We start from the raw sequence: 26,667 nt of genomic DNA on the forward strand, positions 1-26,667 counted from the left end.
GATTAAGACGTTCCGGCTTTTTGTCTGGTCGTCTTCTTCTTTTTGCCTCCGCCGCCTGCTGACGCGGCGTCTTTTGTCCGCGCCGGTGCAGCCTGTTCGCGATCCGGCCGCTTTGTCCGGTCAATGCTTGCCTGAAGCGCGCTGACAAGATCGATGACATCTTCGCGCGGGCCGGCAGCAGCCGGTGTCACGCCCGCTTCTTCATGTTCGAGCTTATCGTTAATTTTAGCGAGAAGGGCTTTCCGGTATGTGTCTTCGTATTGTTCGTGGTCAAACTCGGTTGTCAGCTCATTAATTAACGTAATCGCCGTCTGCAGCTCTTTTTCATTAACGGCTGTCTGCTCGGGAACGCCCGGCACATGTCCGGCATTTCTGACTTCATCCGGATAATGAATGGATTCCATCACGATGCAGTTGTCATACACGCGAAGAATCGCAAGCTGCTGTTTAGAGCGGATCGTAATGGAGGCAATCCCGATTTTACCCGTCGTCCTCAGCGCTTCCCGCAGAAGTGTATAGGCTTTTGTGCCGTTATCTCCCGGCCCGACATAATAAGACCGGTTAAAATAAATCGGATCAATTTCCTGCAGCTGGACAAAGTCAACAATCTCAACCGCCTTTTCTTCATGTTCCTGTTTTACGTCTTTCAAGTCTTCGTCTGTCATAATGACGTATTTCCCTTTTACATACTCATAGCCTTTCACGATTTCATCAGGCTCCAGACTCTTTTCACATCCGGTGCAGATTTTTTCGTATTTAATCGGCGCATGGTCTTCTTTATGAAGACTGCGGAATTTTATATCTTTATCTTCAGTGGCCGCAAAGAGCTTGACCGGGATATTGACGAGGCCGAAACTGATCGAACCCTTCCACATCGTGTGCATGAATAAAAACTCCTTTTTGTCTTTTATTGTGGATAAACGGGTCCGTTCCATGTGTAGCAACTTATGGGTGATGCGGCATGGAGCGGCTGTTCCATTTCCTCAGCGGAAATGGTCGGCTGAAAAGGAAATGAATTCTTGATTTACAATCAGTGAATCGGTAAGTTCTTTAAAGCGCTGAAGTCCCTGAAAATCATTCCCCGGGAAATGCCCCGCATTCCCATGTAGTGACTGAGAAAATTTCCCGCTCCCATATGAACTGAATCTGCGGTCAGCCGCCGCTTACCGCGAAGGGTAATTTTTCCGGAGAACTTAAGTGATATAACCGCCGCCAGACAAGCAATCAGGAGACAGGCGGGACGTTGTATTGCGCTTATTCCCTCCCGCTATACCGATCTGAAACGACTCACATTTATAACGGGCATGTCTAAAAGATATTTCAGACTCAAGGTTTTGTGTTAAAATCATTCTTAAGTTTCGGAATATAGACGTAAGCCGGGAGTGATAGATCATCGAAGATTTCATCATATCAATAATTGAAGCGTTTAAAAGCTTATCTTACGCCGGAATTTTTTTGGCGCTCAGTATAGAATTCATCCCGGCGGAAATTGTTCTTCCGCTTGCGGGATATTGGGTCTCAAAAGGGGATATGACGCTTGCCGGGACCGTGTTTGCCGGTTCGCTCGGCGGTGTTTCAGGTCCGCTTGTCTTATATGGAATCGGCAGGCTGGGCGGTCGGCCGTTTTTGCTGAAATATGGAAAGTATATATGGATAAAACCCGAATCCCTGCAGAAATCAGATGATTTCTTTCAGAAGCACGGAGGTTTGGTCGCGTTCAGCGGCCGTTTTATACCGGGGGTCAGGACACTGATTTCTTTGCCGTGCGGCATTGCGAAGATGAATGTCTGGGTGTTCTCTCTATATACATATGCAGCGATGCTGCCGATTACATTTGCTTACGTATACCTCGGAATGAAACTCGGGGAAAATTGGAAAAGCGTCGGTTCCATCCTCGATCAATATATGCTGCCGCTCGGTATATTCATTGTGTTGCTTCTCATACTTTGGATGTTTTTAAAGAAGAGAAAACAGCGGGCCAAAACAGAAAAAATTTCTCGATTTGTTAAAAAAGTTAAGCGTTGACAAATGATGAAACAGGCTTTATCATGAGCGTATAAACAAATATTTCTTGAAATCCCAAAGGGGAGTAGCGTCCGGATAATCCGGAAACAAAGTCGTCAATTCATGGATCATATCCATCGGCTTTGTTGGCATGCCAATCATTCATGTCTAGCAAGACCTTTGCCTTATATCGGCAAAGGTCTTTTTTGTGTAAAAAAACCGCCGGTATAAGCTCGGATGATAGAAAAAAGAAACGGAGGGAATGGATTGGACTTTGCATTATTATTGGAGTATGGATGGGTTCTTCTCGTTTTAATCGGGCTGGAAGGGATTTTGGCGGCGGATAACGCGCTGGTGATGGCTGTGATGGTGAAGCATCTTCCTGAAAAACAAAGGAAGAAGGCTTTATTTTACGGATTGGCGGGCGCATTTATTTTGCGTTTCGGGTCGCTGTTCGCCATTTCTTTTCTGGTGAATGTTTGGCAGGTCCAGGCCGTCGGCGCTTTATATCTGTTTTACATTGCGGTCAGCCATTTGCTGAAGCGGTATGTATTTAAAGATAACAACGGTCAGAAAACGCAGAAAGAAAGCGGGTTTTGGCAGACTGTCTTGAAAGTGGAGATCGCGGACATCGCTTTTGCCGTTGACTCCATTTTAGCGGCGGTCGCGCTTGCCGTGACGCTCCCGGGAACACAGCTTCCTGCCATCGGCGGCTTGGACGGCGGTCAGTTTCTCGTTATTTTAGCCGGCGGCGTAATCGGTTTAATCATTATGCGTTTTGCGGCATCAATGTTCGTATCCTTACTGAAAACCAGGCCGGGCCTTGAAACGGCGGCATTTGTGATTGTCGGATGGGTAGGCGTGAAGCTCGCTCTTTATACATTGGCCCATGAGGAACTCGGTATCATTCCGGCAGATGTCATCCATTCGGCGGCCTGGAAAATCATTTTCTGGGCGGTTCTGGCTGCCATTGCGGTTTGCGGATGGTTTATGTCAGGAGCAAAACAAATAGAGTCTGGTGCGGAATCGGAAAAAAGAGAACACGCGTAAAATGATCAAAAAGGGAGTCTGACTTTTTAAAAAGCAGGTTCCCTTTTTTGTTTGAAACGCTTACATTTAAGACATATGATAACAATTTTATAACAGCATTGTTACAAAAAACACAGAGAAAACCCCCTTAATTCTGCATGGGGGCACGAAATCATGTATAGTACGTTTTATTGGCTTGTCATAATTGAGACAAATGAAATCGATTTCTCTTTTTCTTCCTTTGCGAATCCCTACTAAATTAGCTATGATTATGAGTAGTTATAGGGAGGAACTGAGGTGAAACCAGTGCTTAGCCTTTTGTTTAAATTGGGAAAAAAGAAGCAAACGCTTGAAACATCTGTTGAAAAAATACAAAAAGGCGACAAAGATCTGCAGAACGATTTAATACAGCAATATAAGCCTTTTATCGCGAAGACGGTTTCATCCGTTTGTAAACGATATATAGATGAAAAAGACGACGAATTCAGCATCGGGCTGATCGCGTTTAACGAAGCCATTGAAAAATATTCGGCTGAAAAAGGTAATTCGCTGCTTGCATTTGCAGAGCTGATTATAAAAAGAAAAGTGATAGACTATATCAGAAAAGAAGCAAGAACCGCTCAGCATATCAATATGGATGTGCAGGAAGGCGACGACCAGGAATCTTCGCAGAGCCTTATCGAAGCGGAGCTTTCCATTGATGAATACCGCAAACAGATAGAACAGGAACAGCGCCGGGAAGAAATTCTTTTTTTTCAGAAGCAGCTCAAAGAATACGGCCTGTCTTTTAAAGAGCTGCTGGAACAATCGCCGAAGCATACAGATGCGAGGCAGAATGCGATTAAGGTAGCCTACACGCTTGTTGAAAATGAAGAGCTGGCGTCCATTTTGCACCAGAAAAAACAGCTTCCTGTCAAACAGCTGGAGCAGCTCGTGTCGGTCAGCAGAAAAACGATCGAACGGAACCGAAAATATATCATCGCCATGAGTATTATTATTACCGGTGATTATATTTATTTAAAAGATTATCTTAAAGGGGTGTTGCACTCATGAGAAGAGGGATCATAGTAGAGAAAAATAAAAAATTCGTCACGTTGCTAACCCCTGACGGACAATTTTTAAAAACAAAAAATGATCACCGCACTTGTGAAATCGGAGAGGAAATTACGTTCGAAGGCGAAACGCGTATGGGAAGAAGGGCCAGCTTTTTTGATTTTCTGAAACTGCGCCCTTTTAAATTGGGAGTGTTTACGATGACTGCTATTATTTTGTTTATTTTAATTTTGCTCCCGGTTTTTTCTGATAACAAAGCTTACGCGTATATGACGCTTGACATTAATCCCAGCATTGAAATGGCTTTAAACAGCAAATATGAAGTCATTGAACTGACACCGCTGAACCATGACGCCAAACAGGTCATCAGTGACATCGGAGATTGGAAAAGCAGCGATTTTAAGGAAGTCATCAGTAATATTATTACCGATTGCAGCAAGCACGGATATGTAAAGGAATCAAAAGAGATTTTAATTTCCACGGTTTATGAAAATACAGATGACAATACATATAAAAAAGGCGTTAAAAAACAGCTGGCTGACATGACTGAAAAATATAAGGGCACCTACCAGGTCCAATCGCTTGAATCTGATATGGAAACAAGAGAAAAAGCAAAACAGGAAGGGATGTCAACAGGCAGCTACATAAGAAGAAACGAAAAGAAAACAGAAGAAAAACAGCCTGAAAAGCAAACCGACGGCAATGAAACAGATCAAAAAGATACCGAAACAGACGCTGATCAAAGCGAGCAGCCGGACACAGAAAAGCCGGCGGCTGATGAAAAGACAGCTCCTGATGAAGAAAAGGCAGCAGAGAAGCCGGGAAACAATGAAACAACGCCCGGTACGGAAGAAGCGAAGCCGGACAGTCAGGACGGCAATCAGCAAACCGAAAAAAATGCACCTTCCGGATCAGAGGAAAACACACAGAAGGAACAAGATGGGGAAACAGAGCAGCCCCCAACACAAAATCCTCAGGAAAACGGAAATGACAAAGAGCCTAAGCAAAAGTATTACAATCATTACTGGAATCATGATCGCAATGAACATTGGGAATCCTATCGGCATCATGAAGATTCGTCAGACCGAAGGAATCCGAACGGCTACCGGCACGGAAAGGAGAATGCCGATAAATATCAAAATTCGCCGAGAAGTCCCGGCGAATAAGCTGCATTATTGATTTTTCCCGTTTAATTGTGATTGAGCCTGCTGTACAAGACGTTTTGTCATTTCCCCGCCTACAGAGCCGTTTGCGCGTGCTGCTGTATCAGAGCTAAGGTTCACGCCGAATTCTTGAGCCACTTCGTATTTAAATTGGTCAAGTGCCTGCTCAGCCCCTGGAACTAAGAGTTTATTTCTGCTCGCCATCTTTTTCATCTCCTTTTCTCTGGCAAGATGTGTTTTCGCATTTTAGTTTCAAACGGAACGGTATTGATTATGCTGGCAATTGTTGTACAGCAAAAAAAACCCGGCGCAGACACCGGGGCGAAGAAGCGTTATGAATTATAATAAATGGCTGATCATTTTGTAGGCTGAGGCTTGAATATGGAAAGTCAGAACGGAGAGCACCGTGACGGCGATTATGGATCTGATATCGTTCCATTGTCCGCTTCCGAGTTCTTTAAAGCAGCCTTTGAGCTTGTCCGTCTGCTCTTCGACGAGCTCCTGCAGGCTCGTTTCCTTCATCGGCGGGTTTGCCTTATGATGAAGATAATCAATCACTTGGGCGCAGCTTTCATAGTACCTGATAGGGCTGATGACGTCGTCTGATCTGTCTGTGATCGTGTTAAAAGCGATTTTTAATATGCCGCGTATATGTTCGAAGTCATAAATTGATTTTAAATCACGTACAATGAGAAGGATGACAGCTTGTTCAATTGTATATTTTTTGCCGAGTAAGGGGTGGCCGATTAAATCTTTAATATCGCGCTTCACCCAGTTTTGGACGGCGGTTGATTTTAAAGACGTCAGCTCGCACAGATTTCCCAGCTCGACAATCTCGTTAGTTGAAAGCCCGTATTCCTTTTTCTCTTTTTTTCGTTCGAATCTCGTCAGAAATTCAGGGATATGCAGACGGCTTTCCGCTTCATCCAAGGTCATATCCGCTGATTGCAATAAGATTTGGAGAGGGGTTGCGTCTCCTTGGCCTTTTAACGCGTAAAGAAGCCGGACCATATCAGTTCGGGTCAGTTTAAACGTGTTCATGGTTCACCTCTGATTGATTACGTGTTACTTTCTAATATCAATAAGAATTACATTAACATCATACGTCGAAATTGTTGCATTTTCAAACAGATCATTTATAATTTAAGTAAATAAGTTCTTTTGATCTTAAAAAAGACGGAGGTAATTATGGCGAAAAGAATATTTCTGTTTATTTTAACGAACCTTTTGGTCATTACGACAATCGGAATTGTGCTTACGATTATTACAAGCGTTACCGGTGTCGGCTCGTATATACAAAATGGCCGCATTGATCTGATGGCATTGCTCGTGTTCAGTCTTGTCGTCGGTTTTGTCGGTTCTTTTATTTCTCTCGGAATGTCCAGATGGATGGCCAAAACGATGATGGGCGTCCGGGTGTTAAATCCGAAGAAACAGTCGCTCAGCTATGAAGAACAGCAATTGGTTGACCGTGTGCACAGATTGGCCCGTGCCGCAGGGATGACGAAAATGCCTGAAGTCGGCATTTATCATTCCCCGGAGGTCAATGCTTTTGCGACCGGACCTTCTAAGCGCCGTTCGCTTGTCGCAGTTTCTTCAGGTTTATTGCAGCAGATGGATGATGCTGCGGTGGAAGGGGTTCTTGCCCATGAAGTCGCACACATCACAAACGGTGATATGGTCACGATGACGCTGCTGCAGGGAATCGTCAATACGTTCGTCGTATTCCTTTCCCGAATCGCGGCATGGGTTGCAAGCCGCTTTGTCAAAGAAGACCTCGCGCCGGTCGTTCATTTTATCGCGATGATCGTGTTTCAGATTATCTTTTCCATTCTCGGCAGTCTTGTCGTCTTCGCCTACTCGCGCCATAGAGAGTTTCATGCTGACCGCGGCGGTGCAGACCTTGCCGGCAAGGATAAAATGATTCACGCCCTGCGTACGCTGAAGTCTTATACAGGACATGTGAATGAAGAGGACCAGACGGCGGTGCAGACGTTAAAAATTAACGGCAAAAAGCATTCGTCACTGTTCTCCACACACCCTGATCTCGATGAGCGCATCCGCAGGCTGGAAGCAAAATAATCAACAAAACCTCTGACAATCGTTTCAGAGGTTTTTTGTTTAAAGATCGGCAAATTACATAAGGTAATGAAAAATCTTTCTAAAAGACCTTTAAAAATTCTCCCAATATCATTAGAATAATTACGTACTACATTTGAGAGGCAGAAGGAACTATCTTATGAAATTAAAACTGAAGAAATTCATACAGATCTTGTCGCCTGCACAGCTGATTGCATTATATTATTTTCTTGCTGTGACGGTGGCATTTATTTTGCTAAGTCTGCCGGCCGCCCACAAACAAGGGGCCAGCTGGTCGTTTATAGACGCGCTGTTTACGGCTGTCAGCTCAGTCAGTGTCACCGGTTTAACGGTCGTCAACACGGCTGATACATTCAGCACGGCCGGGATTGTCATTTTGGCTTTCGTGCTTCAATTCGGCGGAATCGGCATCATGACGCTCGGAACATTCGTCTGGCTCATTATGGGCAAACGGATCGGTCTGCGGGAACGGAAGCTCATCATGGTGGATCAGAATCAATCGCAGTTTTCCGGTATCGTCAACCTGATGAAGCAAGTGCTGTTTTTGATTTTATTAATCGAGTTTTTAGGCGGCATCATCTTAGGAACATATTTTTTAACGTATTATGATTCGTTTGAACAGGCGTACTTGCACGGATTCTTTGCGAGCGTCAGCGCCACGACAAACGGCGGTTTTGATATTACGGGAAATTCACTCGTGCCGTTCAGACATGACTATTTCGTGCAGTTTATTACGATGCTTCTGATTATTTTCGGTGCGATCGGTTTTCCGGTGCTCGTAGAAGTAAAAGACTTTTTGTTTTCAAAACAGCGCAGATACTCATTCACGCTGTTTACGAAAATTACGACCGTTACGTTCGGAATGCTCGTTTTGTTCGGAGCCGTGGGCATTTACGCGCTTGAAGCAAGCCATGTCATGAAGGGGAAAAGCTGGCATGATGTTTTATTTTTATGTCTCTTTCAATCAACCGCTACGCGAAGCGGCGGGCTTGCGACAATTGATATCAGCCAGCTGTCGGCGCCGACATTATTTTTCATCTGCGCCCTCATGTTTATCGGCGCATCACCGAGCTCGGTCGGCGGCGGAATCCGTACGACGACATTTGCGCTTAACCTGCTTGCCCTGTTTCATTTTGCCCGGGGGAATAAAGCGGTCAAGGTCTTTAAACGCGAGCTTCATCAGGCTGATGTCATGAAGTCGCTGGTTGTCACGATGATGGCGATTCTGCTCGTGTTCGGATCGACGCTGATTCTGTCCGTGACGGAGAAAAATCAGACGCTCCTCGGACTGCTTTTTGAAGTGTGTTCCGCATTCGGAACGACCGGCCTGTCGCTTGGGATTACTCCGCATTTAAGCGACATCGGAAAATGTGTGATCATGATTGTCATGTTTATCGGCCGGATCGGCATTTTGACGTTCCTTTATTTGATCGGCCGAAAAGAAATCGAAGCAAATTATCACTATCCGAAGGAAAGAATGATTATCGGCTGACACCGCTTTTCAGAAAGCGGTGTTTTTTATTGCCGTAAAATGGATGAGTGGAAACAGTTTCTCTGGAGATTCTACTTGTAAAGAGGTGACGTCATTGTTTGCCGTATTTTGGAAGTCGGTAGTTATGATAGCGGTCGGTACCTTTTTATTGCGGATTGCCGGACGGAAATCAATCAGCCAGCTGTCGGTGACCCAGACAGTCATCATGATTTCGATCGGCTCGATTATTATTCAGCCGTTTATTGAACATAATTTACGGGAAACCATTTTCGCGGCGGCGATTTTTATTGCGGTATTAATCCTGATGGAATATTTAGAAATCAAATCAAGCTTTTTTGAGTTTTTATTTTCAGGAAAAACCGTCGCCGTTGTCAGAAACGGAAAAATCATCCCGGAAAATTTAAAAAAAATGCGTTTTACCGAAGCTCAGCTGTCAATGAGGATCAGGCAGGAAGGCCTCGGAGACATTCAAGATTTTAAATATGTGCTGCTTGAGCCGAACGGACAGATCGGCTATGAACTCATTGATGAGGCCAAAAACGTGACAGTGCGCGACTTAAAAAAAATGCTTAATGAATTCAAAACAGATTTGCTGACAGAAGGAGGAAATCAAATGAAACGCAAAGCAGCAAAGAATGAAGCTTTGACCAACAACAACACACCGACTGAGAGCATGGACAAAGATGCATACAAAACACAATATGACGGTGATCCCGGACTGAGAGGCGCAAACCGCAAATCAAAACACGGCAAACAAGGAGGCGAGTAACATGAAGAAAAAAAACCGCCACAGCAAAGACATGCAAAACCATAAAAAGCCGATGGACCCTAAATTGCTTGAAGAAGAGTTTGCAAGCGAGCTCGGTGATTATAACGCCGGAAAATGGATTGAAACGCTTGAGCAGACGAAGCCAAAGAAAAAAGAAGACGGCAAACAATAAAAAATACCTCTTAGGCGGCAACGCTTAAGAGGTATTTTGCATTATTTCGAATAAACACCGTTTCTTGTTCCTTTCACCGCTTCAAGCAAGCCGGTTATCCGCAGCTCAATAAACGGCTGTGCGGCCGTTTTCACCGCATTGCTGGAGAGAATGGACGTAAGAGCGGCCGTTAAAATTAAGAGCATGACTAAATTCTGATAATCAGACAAGTGATCTTCAAGCCCGATCTGCCGCAGCGTTTTTATAATGAATCCATGCAGCAGATACACGTAAAACGTTCTCGTACCCCATTTCGTAAAGAAATAACGCCTTTGCGGAACGAGCGCCAAAAAGCTGAAAGTGGCGGCAAAGGCCAAAACATACCAGCCGATGCGCGACAGACCGCTCAACAGCGACACTGTGCCGAATGTGGAATAAGGCTCCGATCCGAACAGCCACGAGTAATCAAAATCAATACACCAGCATAACAGGAAAACAATCCCCAGTACGCCGGCGGCAATCTGCCTGCCTCTTTTAGCCCGAAGCAAATCAAAGTGCTGTTTCTTTAAATAAAACCCGACGAGAAACATCGGAAGAAAGACAAACGTCCGTGAAAGACTCAGCGTGCTGCTGATAAAATCAAGATACCCGATCATGACGGCAAGCCCGCAGCTCGCCCCAAGCGCCCACATCTTCGGCAGCTTTGTAAAAGGATAAAGCAGCAGATTCCAAAAGAATAAGCTGACTAAAAACCAGAGAGACCACTGCGGATCAATTGGATTGACGCTTGTCATGCTTTCATCCTGAATCAAATAGTAGAAAACCGAGTAAATGCCCTGAAAAATCAGGTACGGAATAATCAGCTTCACAGCCAGCTTCTTCACATAACCTTTCCGCTTAAAGTTTTTTGCGAAATAGCCGGAAACCAGGATAAAGGCCGGCATATGAAAAGTATAAATGAATTTGTAGAGATGGAGCATAAACTCATTTCCGTTAATAAATGACCGGAGGATATGGCCGAACACCACCAGAAAAATCAAGATAAACTTGGCGTTGTCAAAGTAACTGTCTCGCGATTTTGTCATAGCATCACCTTCTCTTCAAAAATCATCCACTGCATGATTATTTCCTGTTGTTGTTCATTTTAAAATAAAAAATAAAAAATTGAAGGAGGACAAAAGGGATTGTTAGGATGATGTAATGGGGAGGTAAGGATCGTAGAAAAAGACTTTAACTTGTCATATCATTGAAATTTTCTGAAATGTATAGGGCGAATGAAGGAAGATGAGGTATTTTGTAGAAATATTGAAGGATAGGTTTTTGAAGAAGGAGTGTACTGAATGGCTGAAACTCTGGATTTGCAAACAAAAGAGTCGCTGAAAGAGCAGCTGAAGCGGATGAAAGAGGAAAATGACCGCCTGAAGAGTGATTTGAACCGGTATCACGTGATTATGAATAACACGCTTGATGCCATTTTTATATGCCGTAAGGAAATGAAAATCGTCCAGGCGAACGAGGCTGCGGCCCGGATGATGCAGATTGAGGCAGAGAGCCTCATTAACCGCTCCGTCCTGGATTTTTTATATTCCGTGCCTCAGGAAGAACTGAATAAGGCCGTGAAAAAGTTTTTAAAAAAAGGCCATCTGTGGAAAGAGGTGCCGATTAAGCTTGACAGCGGCGCGACGAAATACATTGAATTCCTCGCCAGAGACGGAATTGGGGAGGATTATTTTTTTGTGGTGATGAGGGATATCTCCTCTAAAAAAATATTAGAGCGCGAATTCTCCATGAACGAGCAGCTGTTTAAAGATTTGTTTGACAGGGCTGTCGACGGCATCGTGCTGTTTGATAAGGACGGCGGGTTTATTGATGCGAACCTCTCTTTTTGCAAAAGCTTTGAGATCGGCCAGAATGAATTGTCCCATCTGTCGCTCCGCCATTTTACCGACGGAGAAAACAAAAAGCATCTGAAAGAAATCTGGGAAACCCTCCGCAGAAAAGGAAACGCCAAAGGAGAACTGCCTGTCAAGCTTCGGTCCGGCGAAGAGAAGCTGTTTGAATTTACGATTACGTCCAACTTAATCAGTGGGTTCTACATGTCTATTATGAGAGACATAACAGAGAAACGGTTGATGGAATTGAAACTCTTTAAAAGCGAAGAGCGATTCCGCGAAATTTTTGAAAACGCCATGGACGCGATTGTCATTTGGTCTGATGACGGAAAGATTGCCAAAGCAAACGAATCGGCGTGCCGCATTTTCGAACTGCCGATGGATAAGCTGGTGGAGCGGAATTTATGTACGTTTATCGTTGATCCGCAGAAAAAATATAAGCAGATTAAGAAAAAATATGAAAAATACGGAGAAATCCGTGAAGAGATGCTGTTTCAGATGGCAAACGGCCAATTTAAAGAGCTGGAATTCACATCAAAACGAACCATACTTGAAGGTCAGCATTTAACCATTTTAAGAAATGTCAGCGATCGTAAGCGGATGGAAAAAGAATTGCGGGAAAGCGAGCTGAAATTCAGAAAAGTATTCAACGGCTCAATGGACGGCAAGGTCTTATTTGACAACCAATTCCGCATTATTGACGCGAATCCTCTCGCAAGCCGTATACTCGGTATGCCGGATGAGGAGCTGAGAGCGTACACCGTTCCGGATATTCTTTCTTTATTTGATATTGAAAACGCGGGTGTTCCCGCCAGAAAGATTGATTTAGAAGGAATGGATAATGAAATCCCCTTCCTGTTAAGCAGCAGCGACAGCCGCAAACTGGAATTCTCCTTCAAAAGAAATATCATTCAAAATATGAATCTGGCCATCTTTAAAGATGTCACAGAGGCCAAAGAGCTTGAAGAGAGGCTGCGGAAATCCGATACTCTTCATGTTGTAGGGGAGCTGGCGGCGGGCATCGCCCACGAAATCAGAAACCCGATGACGGCGCTGAAAGGGTTCATTCAGCTTCTTCAAGGAAGCATTGAAGGCGAATATTCTCTGTACTTTAACGTCATTACCTCAGAATTAAAACGCATCGAGTCTATCATCACTGAATTTTTAATTTTAGCGAAACCCCAGGCGATATTATATGAAGAAAAAGACGTGACGCAGATTATGAAAGACACGGCTGATCTTTTGAATGCCCAGGCCAATCTTGTCAATGTGCAGATCCATCTGAACCTGACCGGAAACATCCCGCCGATTTACTGTGAACCGAATCAATTAAAACAGGTGTTTATCAATATTTTAAAAAACGCCATTGAAGTCATGCCGGGCGGCGGCAATATCTACGTGACCATTCAGTCTTCTGATCAAGACCACATTTTGATTTCTATTCAAGATGAAGGAACAGGCATTTCCGAAGACAAATTAAAACGTCTGGGTGAACCATTTTACACGACAAAAGACAGGGGAACGGGCCTCGGCCTCATGGTCAGTTATAAAATCATCGAAGAGCATCAGGGCCGCATTCATGTGGAAAGTGAAGAAGGGAAGGGCACGGTTTTTCATTTGACGCTTCCGGTCCGGCAGAATACCGAGGAAAGAAGGAGCGGGGAATGATCTGTTTTACAAGTGTGAAAGCGCCGTTTGGAACCGTCATCGTAACAGAGGAAGAGAGCTTTATTACCGGCCTGTTTCTCACCGGGGAAGATTTTGAGAAATGGCGGAAAGACGCGCCCGGCGTAAAGCCGTGCGAAACCGCTTTGCTGTCGGAGGCGAAACAGCAGCTGACATCCTATTTTTCAGGAGAAAGAAAGCAATTCTCTCTGCCTCTGAGACAAAAAGGCACACCCTTTCAGGAAAGGGTATGGAACGCGTTGACGATGATTCCTTACGGGGAATCCCGAAGCTACGGCGATATGGCTGAAGCGATCGGAAAACCGAAAGCGGTGCGCGCCATCGGACAAGCCAATAAACGAAACCGGCTGCCCATTTTGATCCCGTGCCATCGGGTAATCGGCAAAAACAGCGCCTTAACGGGATACGCGGGCACGAAGACGGATGTAAAAGCGGTGCTCCTGAACATCGAACAAATATCTTATAAAGAAAAATAGAGCGTATGGCACGTTCCGTTTTTTCACGTCCGACATATCATTTTATTAAGTGAAAAAAGTTGGTCTGATGAAAAAGGAGGACGAAGCCTGATGAAAATGAGCCGTCCGCAGAAGATAGCCGGTTATGCAGAGCTGTTTTTTAAAATGCATCTCATTACAGCCGTCCAAAAAGATGAAGTGATTACATTGTGCAGACAAAAAAACCGCTGACATTGCCTGAGGCAATATCATCAGCGGTTTTTCAGCTCAGCTGGCAGTCAGCGAATAATTGTTCAATTTCTTCCGTGTAAGAACCGGTCACAATTCCTTTCTCGGTTATAATGCCGGAAATCAGGCTGCCCGGTGTGATGTCAAAGGCCGGATTGAAGACCGGAACATCCTCGGGAGCGGTGCGTATGCCGGAGATCTGTCTGACTTCATCCGGATCTCTTTCTTCAATCGGAATCTGATCGCCGTTTTCAATCTGCAAGTCAAATGTCGAAAGCGGTGCGGCCACAAAAAACGGAATTTGAAAGGCGTTTGCCAAAATAGCGAGGCCGTACGTTCCGATTTTGTTGGCCGTATCACCGTTTTTTGCAATTCTGTCAGCGCCGACAATGACTGCAGAAATATGTTTTTCCTTCATTGTATGGGCGGCCATGCTGTCGGTAATGAGCGTGACATCAATTCCGCCCTGCATCAGCTCCCACGCCGTCAGCCGTGATCCTTGGAGAACGGGTCTTGTTTCACATGCGTAGATATGAAGGCCGAGGTCTTTTTGTTTCGCTAAGTAAAAGGGAGCAAGCGCCGTACCGTACCGGCTTGTGGCAATCGAGCCCGCATTGCAGATGGTCATGATCTGGTCGCCTTTTTTAAAAAGGTGCAGCGCATTTTGGCCGATCATACGGCATGTTTCTTCATCCTCAATCTGAATTTGAATGGCTTCATGAACGAGCGTTGTCTTCGCTTCATTGATTGAGATCGCATCCCTGATGGAATCCGTCAGTCTGTCAAGCGCCCACGCGAGGTTGACGGCAGTGGGCCTTGAACTGTTTAAATACGCTTTGACATCCGCGAACTGACGTCGGAAATCTGAAAGGTCGCGGGCTTCAAACGACTTGGCGGAGAGCGCGAGCCCGAACGCCGCGGTTATACCGATGGCCGGGGCGCCCCTTACTTTCAGCGTGACAATCGCGTCGAATACATCTTCCTTTGTTTCAAGTTCCGCATATTCAGTGACGTCGGGAAGCTTTTGCTGATTTAAAATGCGAATGTAGGTTTCTTTCCATTCTACAGAACGGGGGATGGCAAATTCATTGGTCATGCTGCATCATTCCTTTACACGGAGCTTAAATTGGTCCAGAACCTCGGTGATATGCTTCAGTTTTTTTCTGTTTTCGATATAATAGGCGCCGATCTCAAGCGCCAGCTTCTTCCGTTCGATTCGTTTGTCAAACGGAGTGATTTCATCTAAGTCAGCCACATGGGCGAGTCCGATCGTGCGCCGGATCAATTCGCATCCCGCAAAACCGACCGCTTCCTCAAACGCGTTTTTCAGTGTGTCTTCCAGCAGGTGTCTGCGGGAAGGCAGGCAGTCTTTCTCCCATGCTTCACTGAATGTTTTCACAAATGTATCCCATAAGGCGGCAGTATGGTCATATAACGGCTGTCTGTCGTCACCGTCGCGGCTAAGGGCGTTTAAGAGCAGATTGGCGATAAATTGGCCGATGTCAAACCCGATCGGTCCGAAGAAAGCAAACTCGGGATCAATCACCTTTGTTTCATGTTCATCTGCGAAGATGCTTCCCGTGTGCAGATCGCCGTGAACCAATGTTTCCGCGGAATTCAGAAAGATGGCTTTCAATTCGTCAGCGCCTTCTTTCAGCCGGGAATTGTTCCAAACTTTTTCTGCGTATGGGCGCAGTTCCTCTTCAAAATCGTTTGTCTCATGGTCGAGAAACGGTTCTGTAAACACAAGCCTTTCTGTAATATTGCAAAGCTCAGGATTTGTAAACTGCTTTGCGAGCTGCTGTTTTACTTTCGCATCAAGCGCATAATCGGATGAGTAAAAAAGCGTTTTCCCTAAAAATTCACCGATATGAACTGATAAGTTCGGATAATGCTGCCCTTCCAGCAGCCCTTTTCTTGAAATCCGCAAATGGGAGAGGTCTTCCATAACCGTGACGGCCATCTCAGTATCGGAATAGTAAACGGCCGGAACGAGGTGCGGCACGTGTTCGCCCTGGCGGATGAGGGCGCTGCTTTCGATTCTCGCCCGGTCAATGGTAAGCGGCCAGCTTTCACCGACGACTTTCGCGTAAGGGATTGCCTGTTTAATAATCAGTCCTTTTTTGTTTTCTTTATCGTAAACATGAAAGACATAATTTAAATTGCCGTCGCCGATTTCACGGCATGTCAGAGTGCTTTTGCTTTGGAATAAGCCGAGCTTGACGGCTAACGCGGCGGCGGAGCTTTCTGTTAATTGTTCATAAAGACTTGTTTTAGTTGCTGACATGGATTTACCCTCCAATTATGTAGTGGCAGTAAGAGATCGTGACGGAGAATACGCCCGAAAAAAAGCCTCCTTCTCTGAAAGAGAAGGAGGCTGAAACAGTGCAGTCCGCCTCTTATCTCTCAGATAACATCTGATGGAATTAGCACCGTGCCTTATGAGACAATCGTCTCGGCGCAAAATGTACGCGCCCCATTTCACAATGGAATTACGGTCGGTTGCTGTTGGGGTCAAAAGGCCAATCCCTCGCCCAACTCTCGATAAGAGAAAATATATTGATTTGTATCACAATTCGGATTAATCAGTTGATGAAAATATTAGCAGGTGCCGGATATTCTTGTCAACGTTTTTTTGAAAATTAATATAAATCACGCCGCAAGTCTTGGAAAACCGGAATGGTTCCGCGAACGGCCGCGCTTTCTGACACATCGATTTCCGCCCGGACTGCGCCTTCCGTCAGGTCTCCTTCGGCTAAAATCCGGCCCCACGGGTCAATAATCAGGCTGTGGCCGGCAAATTCATTATCGGGATTGGACCCCGTGCAGTTAGAGGCTGCGACAAAACATTGGTTTTCAATTGCTCTGGCGATAAGCAGGCTTCGCCAATGATCAAGGCGGGGCAGAGGCCATTCCGCAGAGATAAACAGGACATTCGCGCCCTGAGACGTATGCTTTCTGATCCATTCGGGGAAACGGATATCATAGCAGATCAGCCCGGCGCACTTGACACCGTCAAGCTCAAAGGAACCGTCGCTGTTTCCTGCTGCTAAGTAAAGGTGTTCATCCATCAGCTGAAACAGATGGGCTTTCTGATACCGCTTCACGATCTGTCCGCTGTTATCGGCGATGTACATGGTGTTATAGACATTTTCGCCTTCTTTGACCGCAAAAGATCCGGCAACGAGGTGTACGTTGTATGTTTTTGCCGTTTCTTTAAGCCATTGTTCCGAAACTTTGCCGTTTTCATCCGCCAGCTGGTCTAGCCGTGTGAGATCATAGCCGGTCGTCCACAACTCAGGAAGCACGATTACATCCGCATGGCGGCTTTCTTGCTCAATCAAAGATTCTGCTTTTTTAAAGTTTTCTGAAGGATTTCCGTATGAAATATCAAATTGCAAACAGGAAACGGTCCATTTCATTTTTTAACACCTCAAGTTTCTCTTTACTTTTTTTATTTAACCATATATGATGATGGACTATCATTTCAAGACATTTTTAGAAGGTGAAAATATGAACTTTGAAATCTCAGATGTACTCAAACAGCTGCCGGAACAATTTTTCGCATCATTGGTGCAAAAAGTGAATCAAAAGCTGAAAGAAGGCAGAGACGTCATCAACTTAGGGCAGGGAAACCCTGATCAGCCGACGCCTCAGCATATCGTTGAAGAAATGAAGCGCGCCGTCGAAAGGCCGGAAAATCATAAATACTCATCATTCCGGGGCGCTTACAGCTTCAAAAAAGCAGCCGCTGCATTTTATGAAAGGGAGTACGGGGTCACGCTTGATCCGGAAACGGAAGTCGCTGTGCTGTTCGGAGGCAAGGCGGGACTTGTTGAGCTTCCGCAATGTCTTTTAAACCCGGGAGATACCATTCTGGTGCCTGATCCCGGATATCCTGATTACTGGTCAGGCGTCGCCCTTGCGAAGGCGAAAATGGAAATGATGCCGCTGACAGAAGAAAGAGGGTTTCTCCCTGATTACAGCGTAATTCCTGAAAAGGTGCGGAGTGAGGCGAAGCTGCTGTATCTCAATTATCCGAATAATCCGACCGGCGCTGTGGCGACAGAGGCGTTTTTCGAGGAGACGGTCGGTTTTGCGGAGCAAAACGGCATTTGTGTCGTTCATGATTTCGCGTACGGAGCCGTCGGCTTTGACGGGCATAAACCGCTGAGCTTTTTGCAGACCGAAGGCGCAAAAGAGACGGGAATCGAAATCTATACCTTGTCCAAAACGTATAATATGGCGGGCTGGCGGGTCGGATTTGCCGTCGGAAACGCTTCTGTCATCGAAGCGATCAACCTTTATCAGGATCATATGTTTGTCAGCCTGTTTCCCGCGGCGCAGCAGGCGGCGGCAGCCGCTCTTTTAGCGGATCAGACATGCGTCGCAGCGCAAAATGACAGATATGAATCGAGACGCAATGCATGGATTGAAGCCTGCCGCGATATTGGCTGGGATGTGACGGCTCCGGCGGGCTCCTTTTTTGCATGGCTCCCTGTGCCTGACGGTTATACGTCACAGTCGTTTTCAGATCTGCTGCTCGAGAAAGCGGATGTCGCGGTCGCTGCCGGAAACGGGTTCGGAAAATGGGGGGAAGGCTATATAAGAGTCGGTCTTCTGACAAGTGAAGAAAGACTTAAAGAAGCTGCGGAACGGATCGGGAAACTGAATCTTTTCACCCGAAAAAGCATTGACATATCAGGATAACAATGCGATAATTCAAAATACTTTATAAAATCATTATTCTTATCAAGAGCAGGCAGAGGGACGAGCCCGATGAAGCCCGGCAACCGACTGATAAAGCACGGTGCTAATTCTTGCAGCAGGAGCTGAGAGATAAGATTCGGACATAACACGAAGCCTCTTTCTGCTCATACGGAAGAGGTTTTTTTATGTTTTGCGAAAGAAAGAGAGGCGTTCACGCATGAGCGAAGTATTGGCAACATATCTTCTGACAGACACAACGGACAGTGAAAAGCGGGCGGAGCAGATTGCGGCGGGGCTGACGGTAGGCTCCTGGACTGACCTGCCTCTGGTGAAGCAGGAACAGCTCAGAAAACATAAAGGGCGGGTCGTAAAAGTTGAGGAGATAGAAGGAACCTCAGAAAACGAAACACAATCCGTCATCACCATCGCCTATCCCGAGGCGAACTTTTCAAGAGATATTCCGGCCGTCCTGACGACGGTATTCGGAAAGCTGTCACTGGACGGAAAAATAAAATTGACTGATCTTGAATTTTCCGAAGGGTTTAAACGCTCCCTTCCCGGGCCGAAATTCGGTATATACGGCATCCGCAAACTGCTGGGCGAATTTGAAAGACCGCTTCTGATGAGCATATTTAAAGGCGTGATCGGACGGGATCTCGCCGACATTAAAGAACAGCTCAGACAGCAGGCGCTCGGCGGCGTGGATCTGATTAAAGATGACGAAATTTTCTTTGAAAATGAACTGGCTCCGTTTGAAACCCGCATTATCGAAGGAAAACAAGTCCTGAAGGAAACCCGGGAGGAGACGGGGCATAAAACGCTGTATGCCGTAAACCTTACGGGAAGGACCGCTGAATTGCGGGATAAAGCGAGGCGCGCGGCAGAACTCGGGGCGGACGCGCTTTTATTGAATGTGTTCGCTTACGGTTTAGATGTGATGCAGAGCCTTGCTGAAGACAGGGAAATCCCCCTTCCGATCATGGCGCATCCGGCAGTCAGCGGCGCGTTCACATCATCTCCCGTTTACGGCTTGTCGCATGCGCTTTTGCTCGGCAAGCTGAACCGCTATTGCGGCGCTGATTTCAGTTTATTTCCGTCACCTTACGGATCCGTTGCTCTTCCGAAGGAGTCCGCACTTGCAATCCATGATGAATGTGTAAAAGACGATGTCTTTCATCCGTCGTTTGCCGTCCCGTCAGCAGGCATTCACCCCGGTATGGTGCCATTATTGATGCGCGATTTCGGCATCGATCACATCATCAATGCCGGCGGAGGCATTCATGGCCATCCGAAAGGAGCCGAGGGCGGCGGAAGAGCGTTCCGCGCCATCATTGATGCGGTGCTTGAAGCGCAGCCGATTGAAGAAAAAGCCGCGTCGTGCAAAGATCTTCAGCTCGCATTAGACAAATGGGGAAGGGTGGAAGCCGTATGACCCGCACGCCGCTGATTATTTGTGATTTCGACGGAACGGTCACCATGAACGACAACATTGTCAGCATGATGAAAGAATTCGCGCCTCCTGAGTGGCTTGAAATAAAAGACGGTGTTCTGTCTAAAAGCATATCAATCCAAGAAGGAGTCGGCCGGATGTTCGGACTGCTGCCGAGCAGCTTAAAAGAAGAACTGACCGGCTTTATCCTGAAGGATGCGAAAATACGGGACGGCTTTTTGGATTTTGTCTCGTTTGTCCGGTCAAACGGCCTCCCGTTTTATATCGTAAGCGGGGGAATGGACTTTTTTGTGCATCCGCTTTTGGAAGGGATCGTAGAAAAGGAGCGGATTTTCTGCAATCATGCATCCTTTGTCAATGAATATATTCATATAGACTGGCCGCACGCCTGTGACGGAGACTGCACCAATCAATGCGGCTGCTGCAAACCGTCAGTCATCCGGAAGCTATCCGATCAGCAGAAATTTCTCGTTATGATCGGTGATTCGGTCACGGATGTCGAGGCTGCAAAGTTATCCGATATGTGTTTTGCGAGAGATTATCTTTTGACTGAATGCAAAGAACTCGGCCTCCGGCATCTGCCTTTTCAAGATTTTCATGAGGTGAAAACAGGCATTGAAAACATCGGGGAGGTGCAGGCATGGCTGCAAAAGAAGAACGCTGGCGCGAACTTGCCGAGGTAAAACGCGAGCTGGCCGAAAGAGACTGGTTCCCGGGAACGAGCGGGAATCTTTCCATCAAAGTATCCGACGGGCCGCTGACTTTTCTCGTTACGGCGAGCGGAAAAGACAAACGAAAAGAAACAGACGAAGATTTTCTCTTAATCGATGAATACGGGAAGCCCGCTGAGACCGGCCATTCTTTAAAACCCTCAGCGGAAACGCTTCTCCATACTTACTTATACCAAAAGACAGACGCCGGCTGCTGTCTGCATGTCCATACCGTCAATAATAATGTCATCTCAGAGCTTTACGGGGATGAAAAACAAATCACTTTTCAGGGGCAGGAGATGATTAAGGCGCTCGGATTATGGGAGGAAAACGCGTCCGTGACCGTTCCGATCATTGACAATCCGGCGCACATCCCGGCATTGGCCGAAAATTTCGCGCACCATGCGGACGCCGGCTCAGGCGCGGTGTTAATCCGCAATCACGGCATTACGGCATGGGGACGGACCGCATTTGAAGCGAAAAGAGTGCTGGAAGCCTATGAATTTTTATTCAGCTGTCACCTCAAGCTTCTGTCACTTCGTCCGCAGCTGGTAAAATAAAAGGAGGAATAGAAAATGGCGACCATCAGAATTCATGACGAAAAGAATACGATCATTGAACATCAGGAAGAAGTAGCGCGCTTCTTAGACGAACAAGAGGTGATCTATGAGCAGTGGAACATTGAAAAACTTCCGTCCGAGCTTTCGGAAAAATACGATCTAACCGAAGATGAAAAAGAACGGATTCTCGCGGCGTTTGACACGGAGATTCAGGACATTTCAGCCCGGCGCGGATATCAGTCTCAGGATGTCATTTCTTTATCAGATACCACGCCGAATCTTGATGAATTATTAAAAAATTTCCAAAGAGAACATCACCACACGGATGATGAAGTCCGCTTTATCGTCAGCGGACACGGCATCTTCGTCATTCAAGGCAAAGACGGCACATTTTTCGACGTCCGTTTAAATCCGGGAGATTTGATTTCAGTTCCGGAGAACATCCGCCACTACTTTACGCTTCAGGAAGACCGCCGGGTCGTCGCAATCCGAATCTTCGTGACGACTGAGGGCTGGGTGCCGATTTACGAGAATGAAAGTGTGCAAAACTGATAGACGTCCGAACCTCTCATGCCCCGCCGGCATGAGAGGTTTTTTATTGTAATGTAAAGTCAGCTGTGGCTGTTTTTTAAATCTTGAATATGCCGCATTCTGTTTATATCATTACCCGAATGGGTATTGTTCTCGTATTCATGCAAAGATTCCAATACGAAATGAAAAAATAAGTTATTTAGTAAAAAAATGTTTACAAATAAAGTATAATCTGTAATAATGCTCAATAACCCAATCAAACTTGTTTCCTATTCTTTTAGCGGTGAGGGGTGAAGTGAATGGGCAGTTATTCTGAACAAGAAAAATTGCTTGTATCTATTGATAAAAAAAGAAAAATGATGATAGATGCGGCTAACAGGCAAGGGTTTACAGGATATGACACGATCAGGCACAGCCAGGAACTGGACTGTCTGATGAACGCGTATCAGCAGCTGGTAAACCGTGATCGCACACATCACCAAGGAATACAGGGCCTTGTGAAGAAAATAGGCTTGTTCTCCCGCGGTGACGTCATGCCTGCATATGAAGCAAACAAATGATTGATGATAAAACAGATAACGAAGACTGAATGCGCTTCCTGATCAAGCGCCGCATCCGAAAGATGACCGCGTACAGTCAGCAGATTTTTTCGCTGGCACGGCTCACGAAGCGCCTCGTACTATCTGCCGGCTATGATGCCGTTCCTCTGGTACATCCTCTTACACATATTCTTCTTTAAATAAAAAACACCCCGACCCAGGGTGTTTTTTTCATCGAGAAGCGGCAGGGAGAGTGATGGTGACCTCTGTGCCCTTATCGACTTCGCTTTGAATGTCAATCGAACCGCCGTACATCAGCATGATTCGTTTACATACGACAAGGCCGAGGCCGGTGCCTTTTTCCTTTGACGTTACAAACGGAAGAAAAATGTGTTCAAGCATATCTTCAGAAATGCCCATTCCGTTGTCGGCCACCTTAATGACTGCTTTATGATCGCGGGCTTCTAAATAGATGGACAGCCGGCCGCCTTCCTGCATGGATTCCAAAGCGTTTTTCGCGACATTTAAAATCACCTGTTTAATATGGTCTTTCGTGCAGTTGACCTTGAGCGGCCGATTGACGAGAATCTCCACGTTCACTTCCACATTATACAGATTCCCTTCAGAATAAATAATCGGCATAATCTCATCAAGAATATCCTGCAGCGAGTTCACTTCCAACCGTTCAGCAGTGGGTTTTCCAAGCACTAAAAACTCACTGACAATCTGATTGATCCGTTTAATCTCCTGCTCAATAATTGAGAAATACAGCTGATCTTCCTCCGATTTGTATTTTTTCTGCAAAAGCTGAATGAAGCCGCTGATCCCTGTAAGCGGGTTGCGGATTTCATGGGCGGTGCTGGCGGCAAGCGTTCCGATCAGCTCCAATTTCTGCGCTTCATTTTGAGCGCGCTCCAGCTGGGTCTTGCGCTTAAGCAGATAATATTGAACGAGAATGAACAGAATATTCAGCAGCACGGCAATACTGGACATCGGCAGCAGCACGCTTTTGGTCAGCTCGTTCAGCTCAACCGGTTTCGGATAAACATTGATATTCCAATTAATATCATCCAGATAGCCGCTGACCGGTTTCACACCTTCTGATTGATCAGCCCGTCCGCTGGCAAATATCACTTTATTCTGATTGGTTGCCTTGACATAAACGTCAGGGCTCAGCATATTGATCATATTTCTCAAATAATCGACTTGTATGGCGGCTACTAAATAATCCGTGACTTCCCGTTTTGCGTCTAACACCGGCACGCAGATCGTGAAGATGCGCTGGCCTGTAATTCTGCTGGAGTAGTCATTTGTGATGACCGTTTTTTTCGTCTTTTTCGCCTTCGTAAAATACGGTCTGTCGGCCAAATTCACCTTTGATTTCAGATCAGTCGTGCTTGCGATGACATCACCTTTGGAATTCAGCATATACAGTCCGCTGAATCTGGGTTCATCCTCAAAAGCCTGATCGAGAATGTCAATGATCTTTTCTTCATTGACAGGCTTATCGACAGCGATCGCAAGTGTTGTCATCCGGGCTTTTGTTTCACCGATTAAATAATTGAGCTTATTGCGGTGAAGGTTGAGCATCATACTGGCTTCCTGTATGTGTTTATCGGCTATTTTCTGCTTTTCTTTTTCATAAATGAAAAAGCTGATAATAAGTGCCGGGATGATCACCAATATGAGATAAAGCTTGATCTTTCCCCGGGCACCTTTAAATGTATTCACTCTGCATCGCTCCAACATTACACTTGAATAGAGGTATTATATCATCTTTATACTTCTTTAATAAGAAAAAATAACCAAAATGATAGAAAAACAAATTATTTTATTAAGGTCAGACAAAAAGAAGAGAAATTTTGGAAACATTTTTGTTGACATTTTTCATTTTGTTTATTAATGTTTCTCTGTAACGGTTTCTTTTGTAAAAGGATGATTGAATGTATGACGGATAAAACAGAAAACTCATTGAAATTATTTATTGTACTGTCACGTGCGTACCGATCTATTAACGACCATATGAATAAACATATTCATAAGCACGGCCTGAACCCGACGGAATTTGCGGTGCTGGAGCTGCTGTACCACAAAGGCAACCAGCCGCTTCAGCAGATCGGTGACAAAATTTTATTAGCGAGCGGAAGTATTACATACGTTGTTGACAAATTAGAGAAAAAAGAACTTCTCATCAGAAAAGCCTCGCCGACTGACAGAAGAGTGACTTTCGCACAGATTTCCGAAAAGGGAATCCGTCTTTTGGACGGTATTTTCCCTGATCATGCTGAAGAAATTAAGGAAATGATCAGTGTGCTGAGTGATGAAGAGATAGAAATGTGTACGGAAATGCTGAAAAGAGTGGGGTTAAACGCTAAACATTTTCATCAGAAATAAAAAAGGAAGCCATTTGAAAGGCTTCCTTTTTTATATTACTGATTTTGGTCAGTCGCGGCGTTTCTAGGCTGTATCAGTACCTCGACGCGCCTGTTTTTGCTGCGCCCTTCAGCGGTTTTGTTCGACACGGCCGGTTTATACTCTCCGAAACCTTTGGCGCTGAATACTTTTGCGTCAAGTTTCGGGTTTTCTGTCAGAATAGCCATGAAGTTGACGGCCCGCATGACGCTTAAATGCCAGTTAGATTGATATTGTGAGTTTTTAATCGGCACATTGTCCGTATGTCCGCTGATGATAATGTTCCTCGGCGGATTCAGCACAAGGAGATTCGAGATTTCCTTGGCAAGCGGAATATCTTCCTGACGGATATCCGCCCGTCCGGAATCAAAAAAGATACTGTCTTTAATGGTAATTAAGAGTCCTTCTTTAGTCAGCTTTGTTTCCAGCTGAGTTTCAAGCTTTTTATTTTTTATAAATTGATTGACTTGCTTTTGCACGCCTTCAAGTTCTTCGCGGTCGGCTGCTTCTCTTTCTTTCTTTTTCTGTTCTTTATCTTTTTCCTTGTCTTTTTTTAACTGATCAACGCCGTCTTTTTCGTTTTCAGGAGGGGTGACGCTTGAATATTCAAGAACACCCGTGCCTCCGGTAAACACGGCGTTAAATGATTTAGACAGCATTTGGAATTTCGCCGCATCGACCGAGCTCATGGCGAACAATACAATGAACAGAGCCAAAAGAAGGGTGAGCAAATCCGCGTACGGGATCAGCCAAGACTCATCCACATGCTCGTCATCATGCTTCTTCTTCTTTTTTCTCGCCATTGTTTGCCTCTCCTTCTTGTTCAGCGACTTTTGCGCGTTCATTCGCAGGAAGATACATGAGAAGTTTTTGTTCGATCACTTTCGGGGCCTGTCCTTCAAGCACTGACAGAACGCCTTCGATCATGATTTCACGCAGTTTGACTTCCTGCTTTGATTTGCGTTTCAGTTTGTTGGCGAAGGGATGCCATAGTACATATCCTGTGAAAATCCCGAGAAGGGTGGCGACAAACGCCGCACTGATGGCATGTCCGAGCGCCTCGGTATTGTTCATGTTAGAAAGAGCGGCGATAAGGCCAATGACCGCACCCAAAACGCCGAGTGTCGGCGCATATGTGCCGGCTTGTGTAAAGATGGCTGCGCCGGCCTGGTGTCTGTCTTCCATCGCTTCAACTTCCTCAGTCATAATATCTCTGATAAATTCTGCGCTTTGTCCGTCAACCGCCATGCTCAGGCCGTTTTTTAAAAATGCGTCATCCACGTCTTCAATGCTTGCTTCCAATGCGAGCAGACCTTCACGTCTGGCGATTTGCGCCCATTGAGAGAACATAGGAATTAATTGCGCAATTGTCAGCTGTTTGTTTTCTTTAAACAGCACTTTAAAAAGGGCAGGCACTTTTTTGATTTCTTTTCCGGGGAATGCGATGATCACCGCAGAAATCGTACCGAACAAAATAATCAGAATAGCTGCCGGGTTAGCGAGTGCGCTTAAGCTGACCCCTTTCAGCACCATGCCCACGCTTAAAGCAATCAAGGCGAGGATGATACCGATAATCGATGTTTTATCCATAGTTTTCACCAAATCCTTTATACTAGCTTTCTATGGTTAATATCGGTGGCAGTGCATGGAACTTTAGGGTGATTGAGAAATTGTTCCCGAATTCTTCACAGTTTCTCCCTTCCGGCATGGAGAAAGAAACAAAAAAGCGGCTC

Annotated in this window: 27 protein-coding genes and 2 riboswitches; of the genes, 17 read left to right on the forward strand and 10 right to left on the reverse strand. The window is 45.6% G+C overall.

Annotation, left to right across the window (positions count from 1 at the left end; translation table 11 throughout):
• Positions 1 to 2 precede the first annotated feature (2 nt).
• On the reverse strand, positions 3 to 884 hold the full coding sequence (gene ku / locus SB724_RS02270) for a non-homologous end joining protein Ku (RefSeq protein WP_486304052.1): 882 nt from the start codon (positions 882 to 884) through the stop codon (positions 3 to 5).
• A 505-nt stretch (positions 885 to 1,389) separates the two neighbouring features.
• Here ku and SB724_RS02275 point away from each other — a divergent pair.
• The 4 genes from SB724_RS02275 to SB724_RS02290 all read left to right on the forward strand — a co-directional run bounded on the left by SB724_RS02275 (position 1,390) and on the right by SB724_RS02290 (position 5,252).
• Entirely contained in the window at positions 1,390 to 2,025 is a 636-nt protein-coding gene (locus SB724_RS02275) for a DedA family protein (protein WP_410570531.1), read from the forward strand.
• A 246-nt stretch (positions 2,026 to 2,271) separates the two neighbouring features.
• Positions 2,272 to 3,054, forward strand: coding sequence for a TerC family protein (locus tag SB724_RS02280; RefSeq protein WP_410569943.1), 783 nt, complete (start codon positions 2,272 to 2,274; stop codon positions 3,052 to 3,054).
• A 276-nt stretch (positions 3,055 to 3,330) separates the two neighbouring features.
• Positions 3,331 to 4,086: an RNA polymerase sigma factor SigI gene (gene sigI, locus SB724_RS02285; protein WP_003154719.1), complete on the forward strand. Its 756-nt coding sequence runs from the start codon at positions 3,331 to 3,333 to the stop codon at positions 4,084 to 4,086.
• Positions 4,083 to 5,252, forward strand: coding sequence for an anti-sigma-I factor RsgI family protein (locus SB724_RS02290; protein ID WP_061581982.1), 1,170 nt, complete (start codon positions 4,083 to 4,085; stop codon positions 5,250 to 5,252). Before sigI ends, SB724_RS02290 begins: the two co-directional genes overlap by 4 nt.
• A 6-nt stretch (positions 5,253 to 5,258) precedes the next feature.
• Here SB724_RS02290 and SB724_RS02295 read toward each other — a convergent pair whose 3' ends face one another.
• Both SB724_RS02295 and SB724_RS02300 read right to left on the reverse strand, forming a co-directional pair.
• Positions 5,259 to 5,453 (reverse strand): alpha/beta-type small acid-soluble spore protein, encoded by a 195-nt coding sequence (locus tag SB724_RS02295; protein ID WP_003154717.1) that lies wholly within the window; start codon positions 5,451 to 5,453, stop codon positions 5,259 to 5,261.
• A 135-nt stretch (positions 5,454 to 5,588) separates the two neighbouring features.
• Positions 5,589 to 6,290 carry a DUF1836 domain-containing protein gene (locus SB724_RS02300; protein ID WP_061581983.1) on the reverse strand — a complete coding sequence of 234 codons (702 nt, stop codon included), beginning with the start codon at positions 6,288 to 6,290 and terminating at the stop codon, positions 5,589 to 5,591.
• Between the two features lie 147 nt (positions 6,291 to 6,437).
• On the opposite strand from SB724_RS02300, the gene htpX reads away from it, so the two are divergent.
• The 4 genes from htpX to SB724_RS02320 all read left to right on the forward strand — a co-directional run bounded on the left by htpX (position 6,438) and on the right by SB724_RS02320 (position 9,782).
• On the forward strand, positions 6,438 to 7,331 hold the full coding sequence (gene htpX / locus SB724_RS02305) for a protease HtpX (protein ID WP_025284642.1): 894 nt from the start codon (positions 6,438 to 6,440) through the stop codon (positions 7,329 to 7,331).
• Positions 7,332 to 7,488: 157 nt separating this feature from the next.
• Complete coding sequence (locus SB724_RS02310) at positions 7,489 to 8,841, forward strand: TrkH family potassium uptake protein (RefSeq protein ID WP_007610933.1); 1,353 nt, start codon at positions 7,489 to 7,491, stop codon at positions 8,839 to 8,841.
• 94 nt (positions 8,842 to 8,935) lie between these two features.
• On the forward strand, positions 8,936 to 9,610 hold the full coding sequence (locus SB724_RS02315) for a DUF421 domain-containing protein (RefSeq protein ID WP_410569947.1): 675 nt from the start codon (positions 8,936 to 8,938) through the stop codon (positions 9,608 to 9,610).
• A 1-nt stretch (position 9,611) separates the two neighbouring features.
• The gene (locus SB724_RS02320) at positions 9,612 to 9,782 is read left to right on the forward strand and encodes a hypothetical protein (RefSeq protein ID WP_265972083.1); all 171 of its coding nucleotides are present in this window, start codon (positions 9,612 to 9,614) and stop codon (positions 9,780 to 9,782) included.
• 41 nt (positions 9,783 to 9,823) lie between these two features.
• On the opposite strand, the gene SB724_RS02325 is transcribed toward SB724_RS02320, so the two are convergent.
• The gene (locus tag SB724_RS02325) at positions 9,824 to 10,846 is read right to left on the reverse strand and encodes an acyltransferase family protein (RefSeq protein ID WP_410569949.1); all 1,023 of its coding nucleotides are present in this window, start codon (positions 10,844 to 10,846) and stop codon (positions 9,824 to 9,826) included.
• A 255-nt stretch (positions 10,847 to 11,101) separates the two neighbouring features.
• On the opposite strand from SB724_RS02325, the gene SB724_RS02330 reads away from it, so the two are divergent.
• Together SB724_RS02330 and SB724_RS02335 are read left to right on the forward strand one after the other, a co-directional pair.
• The gene (locus SB724_RS02330) at positions 11,102 to 13,321 is read left to right on the forward strand and encodes a PAS domain-containing sensor histidine kinase (protein ID WP_032874693.1); all 2,220 of its coding nucleotides are present in this window, start codon (positions 11,102 to 11,104) and stop codon (positions 13,319 to 13,321) included.
• Positions 13,318 to 13,815, forward strand: coding sequence for a methylated-DNA--[protein]-cysteine S-methyltransferase (locus tag SB724_RS02335; RefSeq protein WP_061581985.1), 498 nt, complete (start codon positions 13,318 to 13,320; stop codon positions 13,813 to 13,815). Before SB724_RS02330 ends, SB724_RS02335 begins: the two co-directional genes overlap by 4 nt.
• A gap of 241 nt (positions 13,816 to 14,056) precedes the next feature.
• Here the strand turns inward: SB724_RS02335 and mtnA are convergent, their stop codons facing one another.
• The 3 genes from mtnA to SB724_RS02350 all read right to left on the reverse strand — a co-directional run bounded on the left by mtnA (position 14,057) and on the right by SB724_RS02350 (position 17,444).
• Positions 14,057 to 15,118, reverse strand: a complete 1,062-nt coding sequence (mtnA, locus tag SB724_RS02340) for an S-methyl-5-thioribose-1-phosphate isomerase (protein WP_007610944.1) — start codon at positions 15,116 to 15,118, stop codon at positions 14,057 to 14,059.
• Between the two features lie 6 nt (positions 15,119 to 15,124).
• Complete coding sequence (gene mtnK, locus SB724_RS02345; protein WP_265972079.1) at positions 15,125 to 16,309, reverse strand: S-methyl-5-thioribose kinase; 1,185 nt, start codon at positions 16,307 to 16,309, stop codon at positions 15,125 to 15,127.
• 109 nt (positions 16,310 to 16,418) lie between these two features.
• A riboswitch (SAM riboswitch) is annotated at positions 16,419 to 16,573 on the reverse strand.
• 91 nt (positions 16,574 to 16,664) lie between these two features.
• A complete protein-coding gene (locus tag SB724_RS02350) occupies positions 16,665 to 17,444 on the reverse strand; it encodes a carbon-nitrogen family hydrolase (RefSeq protein WP_061581987.1) in 780 nt (259 codons plus the stop codon).
• Between the two features lie 91 nt (positions 17,445 to 17,535).
• Here SB724_RS02350 and SB724_RS02355 point away from each other — a divergent pair, with 91 nt between their 5' ends.
• The 6 genes from SB724_RS02355 to spo0E all read left to right on the forward strand — a co-directional run bounded on the left by SB724_RS02355 (position 17,536) and on the right by spo0E (position 22,543).
• Complete coding sequence (locus tag SB724_RS02355) at positions 17,536 to 18,732, forward strand: pyridoxal phosphate-dependent aminotransferase (protein ID WP_061581988.1); 1,197 nt, start codon at positions 17,536 to 17,538, stop codon at positions 18,730 to 18,732.
• 36 nt (positions 18,733 to 18,768) lie between these two features.
• Positions 18,769 to 18,868: riboswitch (SAM riboswitch) on the forward strand.
• Between the two features lie 81 nt (positions 18,869 to 18,949).
• Positions 18,950 to 20,164 (forward strand): 2,3-diketo-5-methylthiopentyl-1-phosphate enolase, encoded by a 1,215-nt coding sequence (gene mtnW / locus SB724_RS02360; RefSeq protein WP_308825688.1) that lies wholly within the window; start codon positions 18,950 to 18,952, stop codon positions 20,162 to 20,164.
• Entirely contained in the window at positions 20,161 to 20,865 is a 705-nt protein-coding gene (gene mtnX / locus SB724_RS02365) for a 2-hydroxy-3-keto-5-methylthiopentenyl-1-phosphate phosphatase (RefSeq protein ID WP_265972077.1), read from the forward strand. The genes mtnW and mtnX overlap by 4 nt, the downstream gene beginning before the upstream one ends.
• Entirely contained in the window at positions 20,823 to 21,452 is a 630-nt protein-coding gene (locus SB724_RS02370) for a methylthioribulose 1-phosphate dehydratase (RefSeq protein ID WP_095061345.1), read from the forward strand. The genes mtnX and SB724_RS02370 overlap by 43 nt, the downstream gene beginning before the upstream one ends.
• A 15-nt stretch (positions 21,453 to 21,467) precedes the next feature.
• Positions 21,468 to 22,004: a 1,2-dihydroxy-3-keto-5-methylthiopentene dioxygenase gene (locus SB724_RS02375; RefSeq protein WP_029974828.1), complete on the forward strand. Its 537-nt coding sequence runs from the start codon at positions 21,468 to 21,470 to the stop codon at positions 22,002 to 22,004.
• Positions 22,005 to 22,282: 278 nt separating this feature from the next.
• A complete protein-coding gene (gene spo0E / locus SB724_RS02380; protein ID WP_003154690.1) occupies positions 22,283 to 22,543 on the forward strand; it encodes an aspartyl-phosphate phosphatase Spo0E in 261 nt (86 codons plus the stop codon).
• 210 nt (positions 22,544 to 22,753) lie between these two features.
• Here spo0E and kinD read toward each other — a convergent pair whose 3' ends face one another.
• Positions 22,754 to 24,271 (reverse strand): sporulation kinase KinD, encoded by a 1,518-nt coding sequence (gene kinD / locus SB724_RS02385; protein WP_046559543.1) that lies wholly within the window; start codon positions 24,269 to 24,271, stop codon positions 22,754 to 22,756.
• Between the two features lie 198 nt (positions 24,272 to 24,469).
• Here kinD and mhqR point away from each other — a divergent pair, with 198 nt between their 5' ends.
• A complete protein-coding gene (mhqR, locus tag SB724_RS02390) occupies positions 24,470 to 24,916 on the forward strand; it encodes a MarR family transcriptional regulator MhqR (RefSeq protein WP_410569955.1) in 447 nt (148 codons plus the stop codon).
• 35 nt (positions 24,917 to 24,951) lie between these two features.
• Here mhqR and motB read toward each other — a convergent pair whose 3' ends face one another.
• Complete coding sequence (gene motB, locus SB724_RS02395; protein ID WP_003154685.1) at positions 24,952 to 25,737, reverse strand: flagellar motor protein MotB; 786 nt, start codon at positions 25,735 to 25,737, stop codon at positions 24,952 to 24,954.
• Positions 25,709 to 26,524 carry a flagellar motor stator protein MotA gene (gene motA / locus SB724_RS02400; protein ID WP_007408461.1) on the reverse strand — a complete coding sequence of 272 codons (816 nt, stop codon included), beginning with the start codon at positions 26,522 to 26,524 and terminating at the stop codon, positions 25,709 to 25,711. Before motA ends, motB begins: the two co-directional genes overlap by 29 nt.
• Positions 26,525 to 26,667 lie beyond the last annotated feature (143 nt).

Source organism: Bacillus sp. SIMBA_031, assembly GCF_046535225.1.
Taxonomy (GTDB): Bacteria; Bacillota; Bacilli; order Bacillales; family Bacillaceae; genus Bacillus; species Bacillus velezensis.

Coding starts and splice junctions, on each gene's coding strand:
- kinD (WP_046559543.1), bottom strand. CDS start 24,271: ATGTTGGAGCGATGCAGAGTGAATACATTTAAAGGTGCCCGGGGAAAG.
- spo0E (WP_003154690.1), top strand. CDS start 22,283: ATGGGCAGTTATTCTGAACAAGAAAAATTGCTTGTATCTATTGATAAA.
- SB724_RS02290 (WP_061581982.1), top strand. CDS start 4,083: ATGAGAAGAGGGATCATAGTAGAGAAAAATAAAAAATTCGTCACGTTG.
- SB724_RS02330 (WP_032874693.1), top strand. CDS start 11,102: ATGGCTGAAACTCTGGATTTGCAAACAAAAGAGTCGCTGAAAGAGCAG.
- mtnA (WP_007610944.1), bottom strand. CDS start 15,118: ATGACCAATGAATTTGCCATCCCCCGTTCTGTAGAATGGAAAGAAACC.
- SB724_RS02320 (WP_265972083.1), top strand. CDS start 9,612: ATGAAGAAAAAAAACCGCCACAGCAAAGACATGCAAAACCATAAAAAG.
- mtnK (WP_265972079.1), bottom strand. CDS start 16,309: ATGTCAGCAACTAAAACAAGTCTTTATGAACAATTAACAGAAAGCTCC.
- mtnW (WP_308825688.1), top strand. CDS start 18,950: ATGAGCGAAGTATTGGCAACATATCTTCTGACAGACACAACGGACAGT.
- SB724_RS02295 (WP_003154717.1), bottom strand. CDS start 5,453: ATGGCGAGCAGAAATAAACTCTTAGTTCCAGGGGCTGAGCAGGCACTT.
- SB724_RS02335 (WP_061581985.1), top strand. CDS start 13,318: ATGATCTGTTTTACAAGTGTGAAAGCGCCGTTTGGAACCGTCATCGTA.
- SB724_RS02310 (WP_007610933.1), top strand. CDS start 7,489: ATGAAATTAAAACTGAAGAAATTCATACAGATCTTGTCGCCTGCACAG.
- SB724_RS02350 (WP_061581987.1), bottom strand. CDS start 17,444: ATGAAATGGACCGTTTCCTGTTTGCAATTTGATATTTCATACGGAAAT.
- SB724_RS02300 (WP_061581983.1), bottom strand. CDS start 6,290: ATGAACACGTTTAAACTGACCCGAACTGATATGGTCCGGCTTCTTTAC.
- SB724_RS02355 (WP_061581988.1), top strand. CDS start 17,536: ATGAACTTTGAAATCTCAGATGTACTCAAACAGCTGCCGGAACAATTT.
- SB724_RS02325 (WP_410569949.1), bottom strand. CDS start 10,846: ATGACAAAATCGCGAGACAGTTACTTTGACAACGCCAAGTTTATCTTG.
- mhqR (WP_410569955.1), top strand. CDS start 24,470: ATGACGGATAAAACAGAAAACTCATTGAAATTATTTATTGTACTGTCA.
- SB724_RS02375 (WP_029974828.1), top strand. CDS start 21,468: ATGGCGACCATCAGAATTCATGACGAAAAGAATACGATCATTGAACAT.
- mtnX (WP_265972077.1), top strand. CDS start 20,161: ATGACCCGCACGCCGCTGATTATTTGTGATTTCGACGGAACGGTCACC.
- htpX (WP_025284642.1), top strand. CDS start 6,438: ATGGCGAAAAGAATATTTCTGTTTATTTTAACGAACCTTTTGGTCATT.
- motA (WP_007408461.1), bottom strand. CDS start 26,524: ATGGATAAAACATCGATTATCGGTATCATCCTCGCCTTGATTGCTTTA.
- ku (WP_486304052.1), bottom strand. CDS start 884: ATGCACACGATGTGGAAGGGTTCGATCAGTTTCGGCCTCGTCAATATC.
- SB724_RS02370 (WP_095061345.1), top strand. CDS start 20,823: ATGGCTGCAAAAGAAGAACGCTGGCGCGAACTTGCCGAGGTAAAACGC.
- motB (WP_003154685.1), bottom strand. CDS start 25,737: ATGGCGAGAAAAAAGAAGAAGAAGCATGATGACGAGCATGTGGATGAG.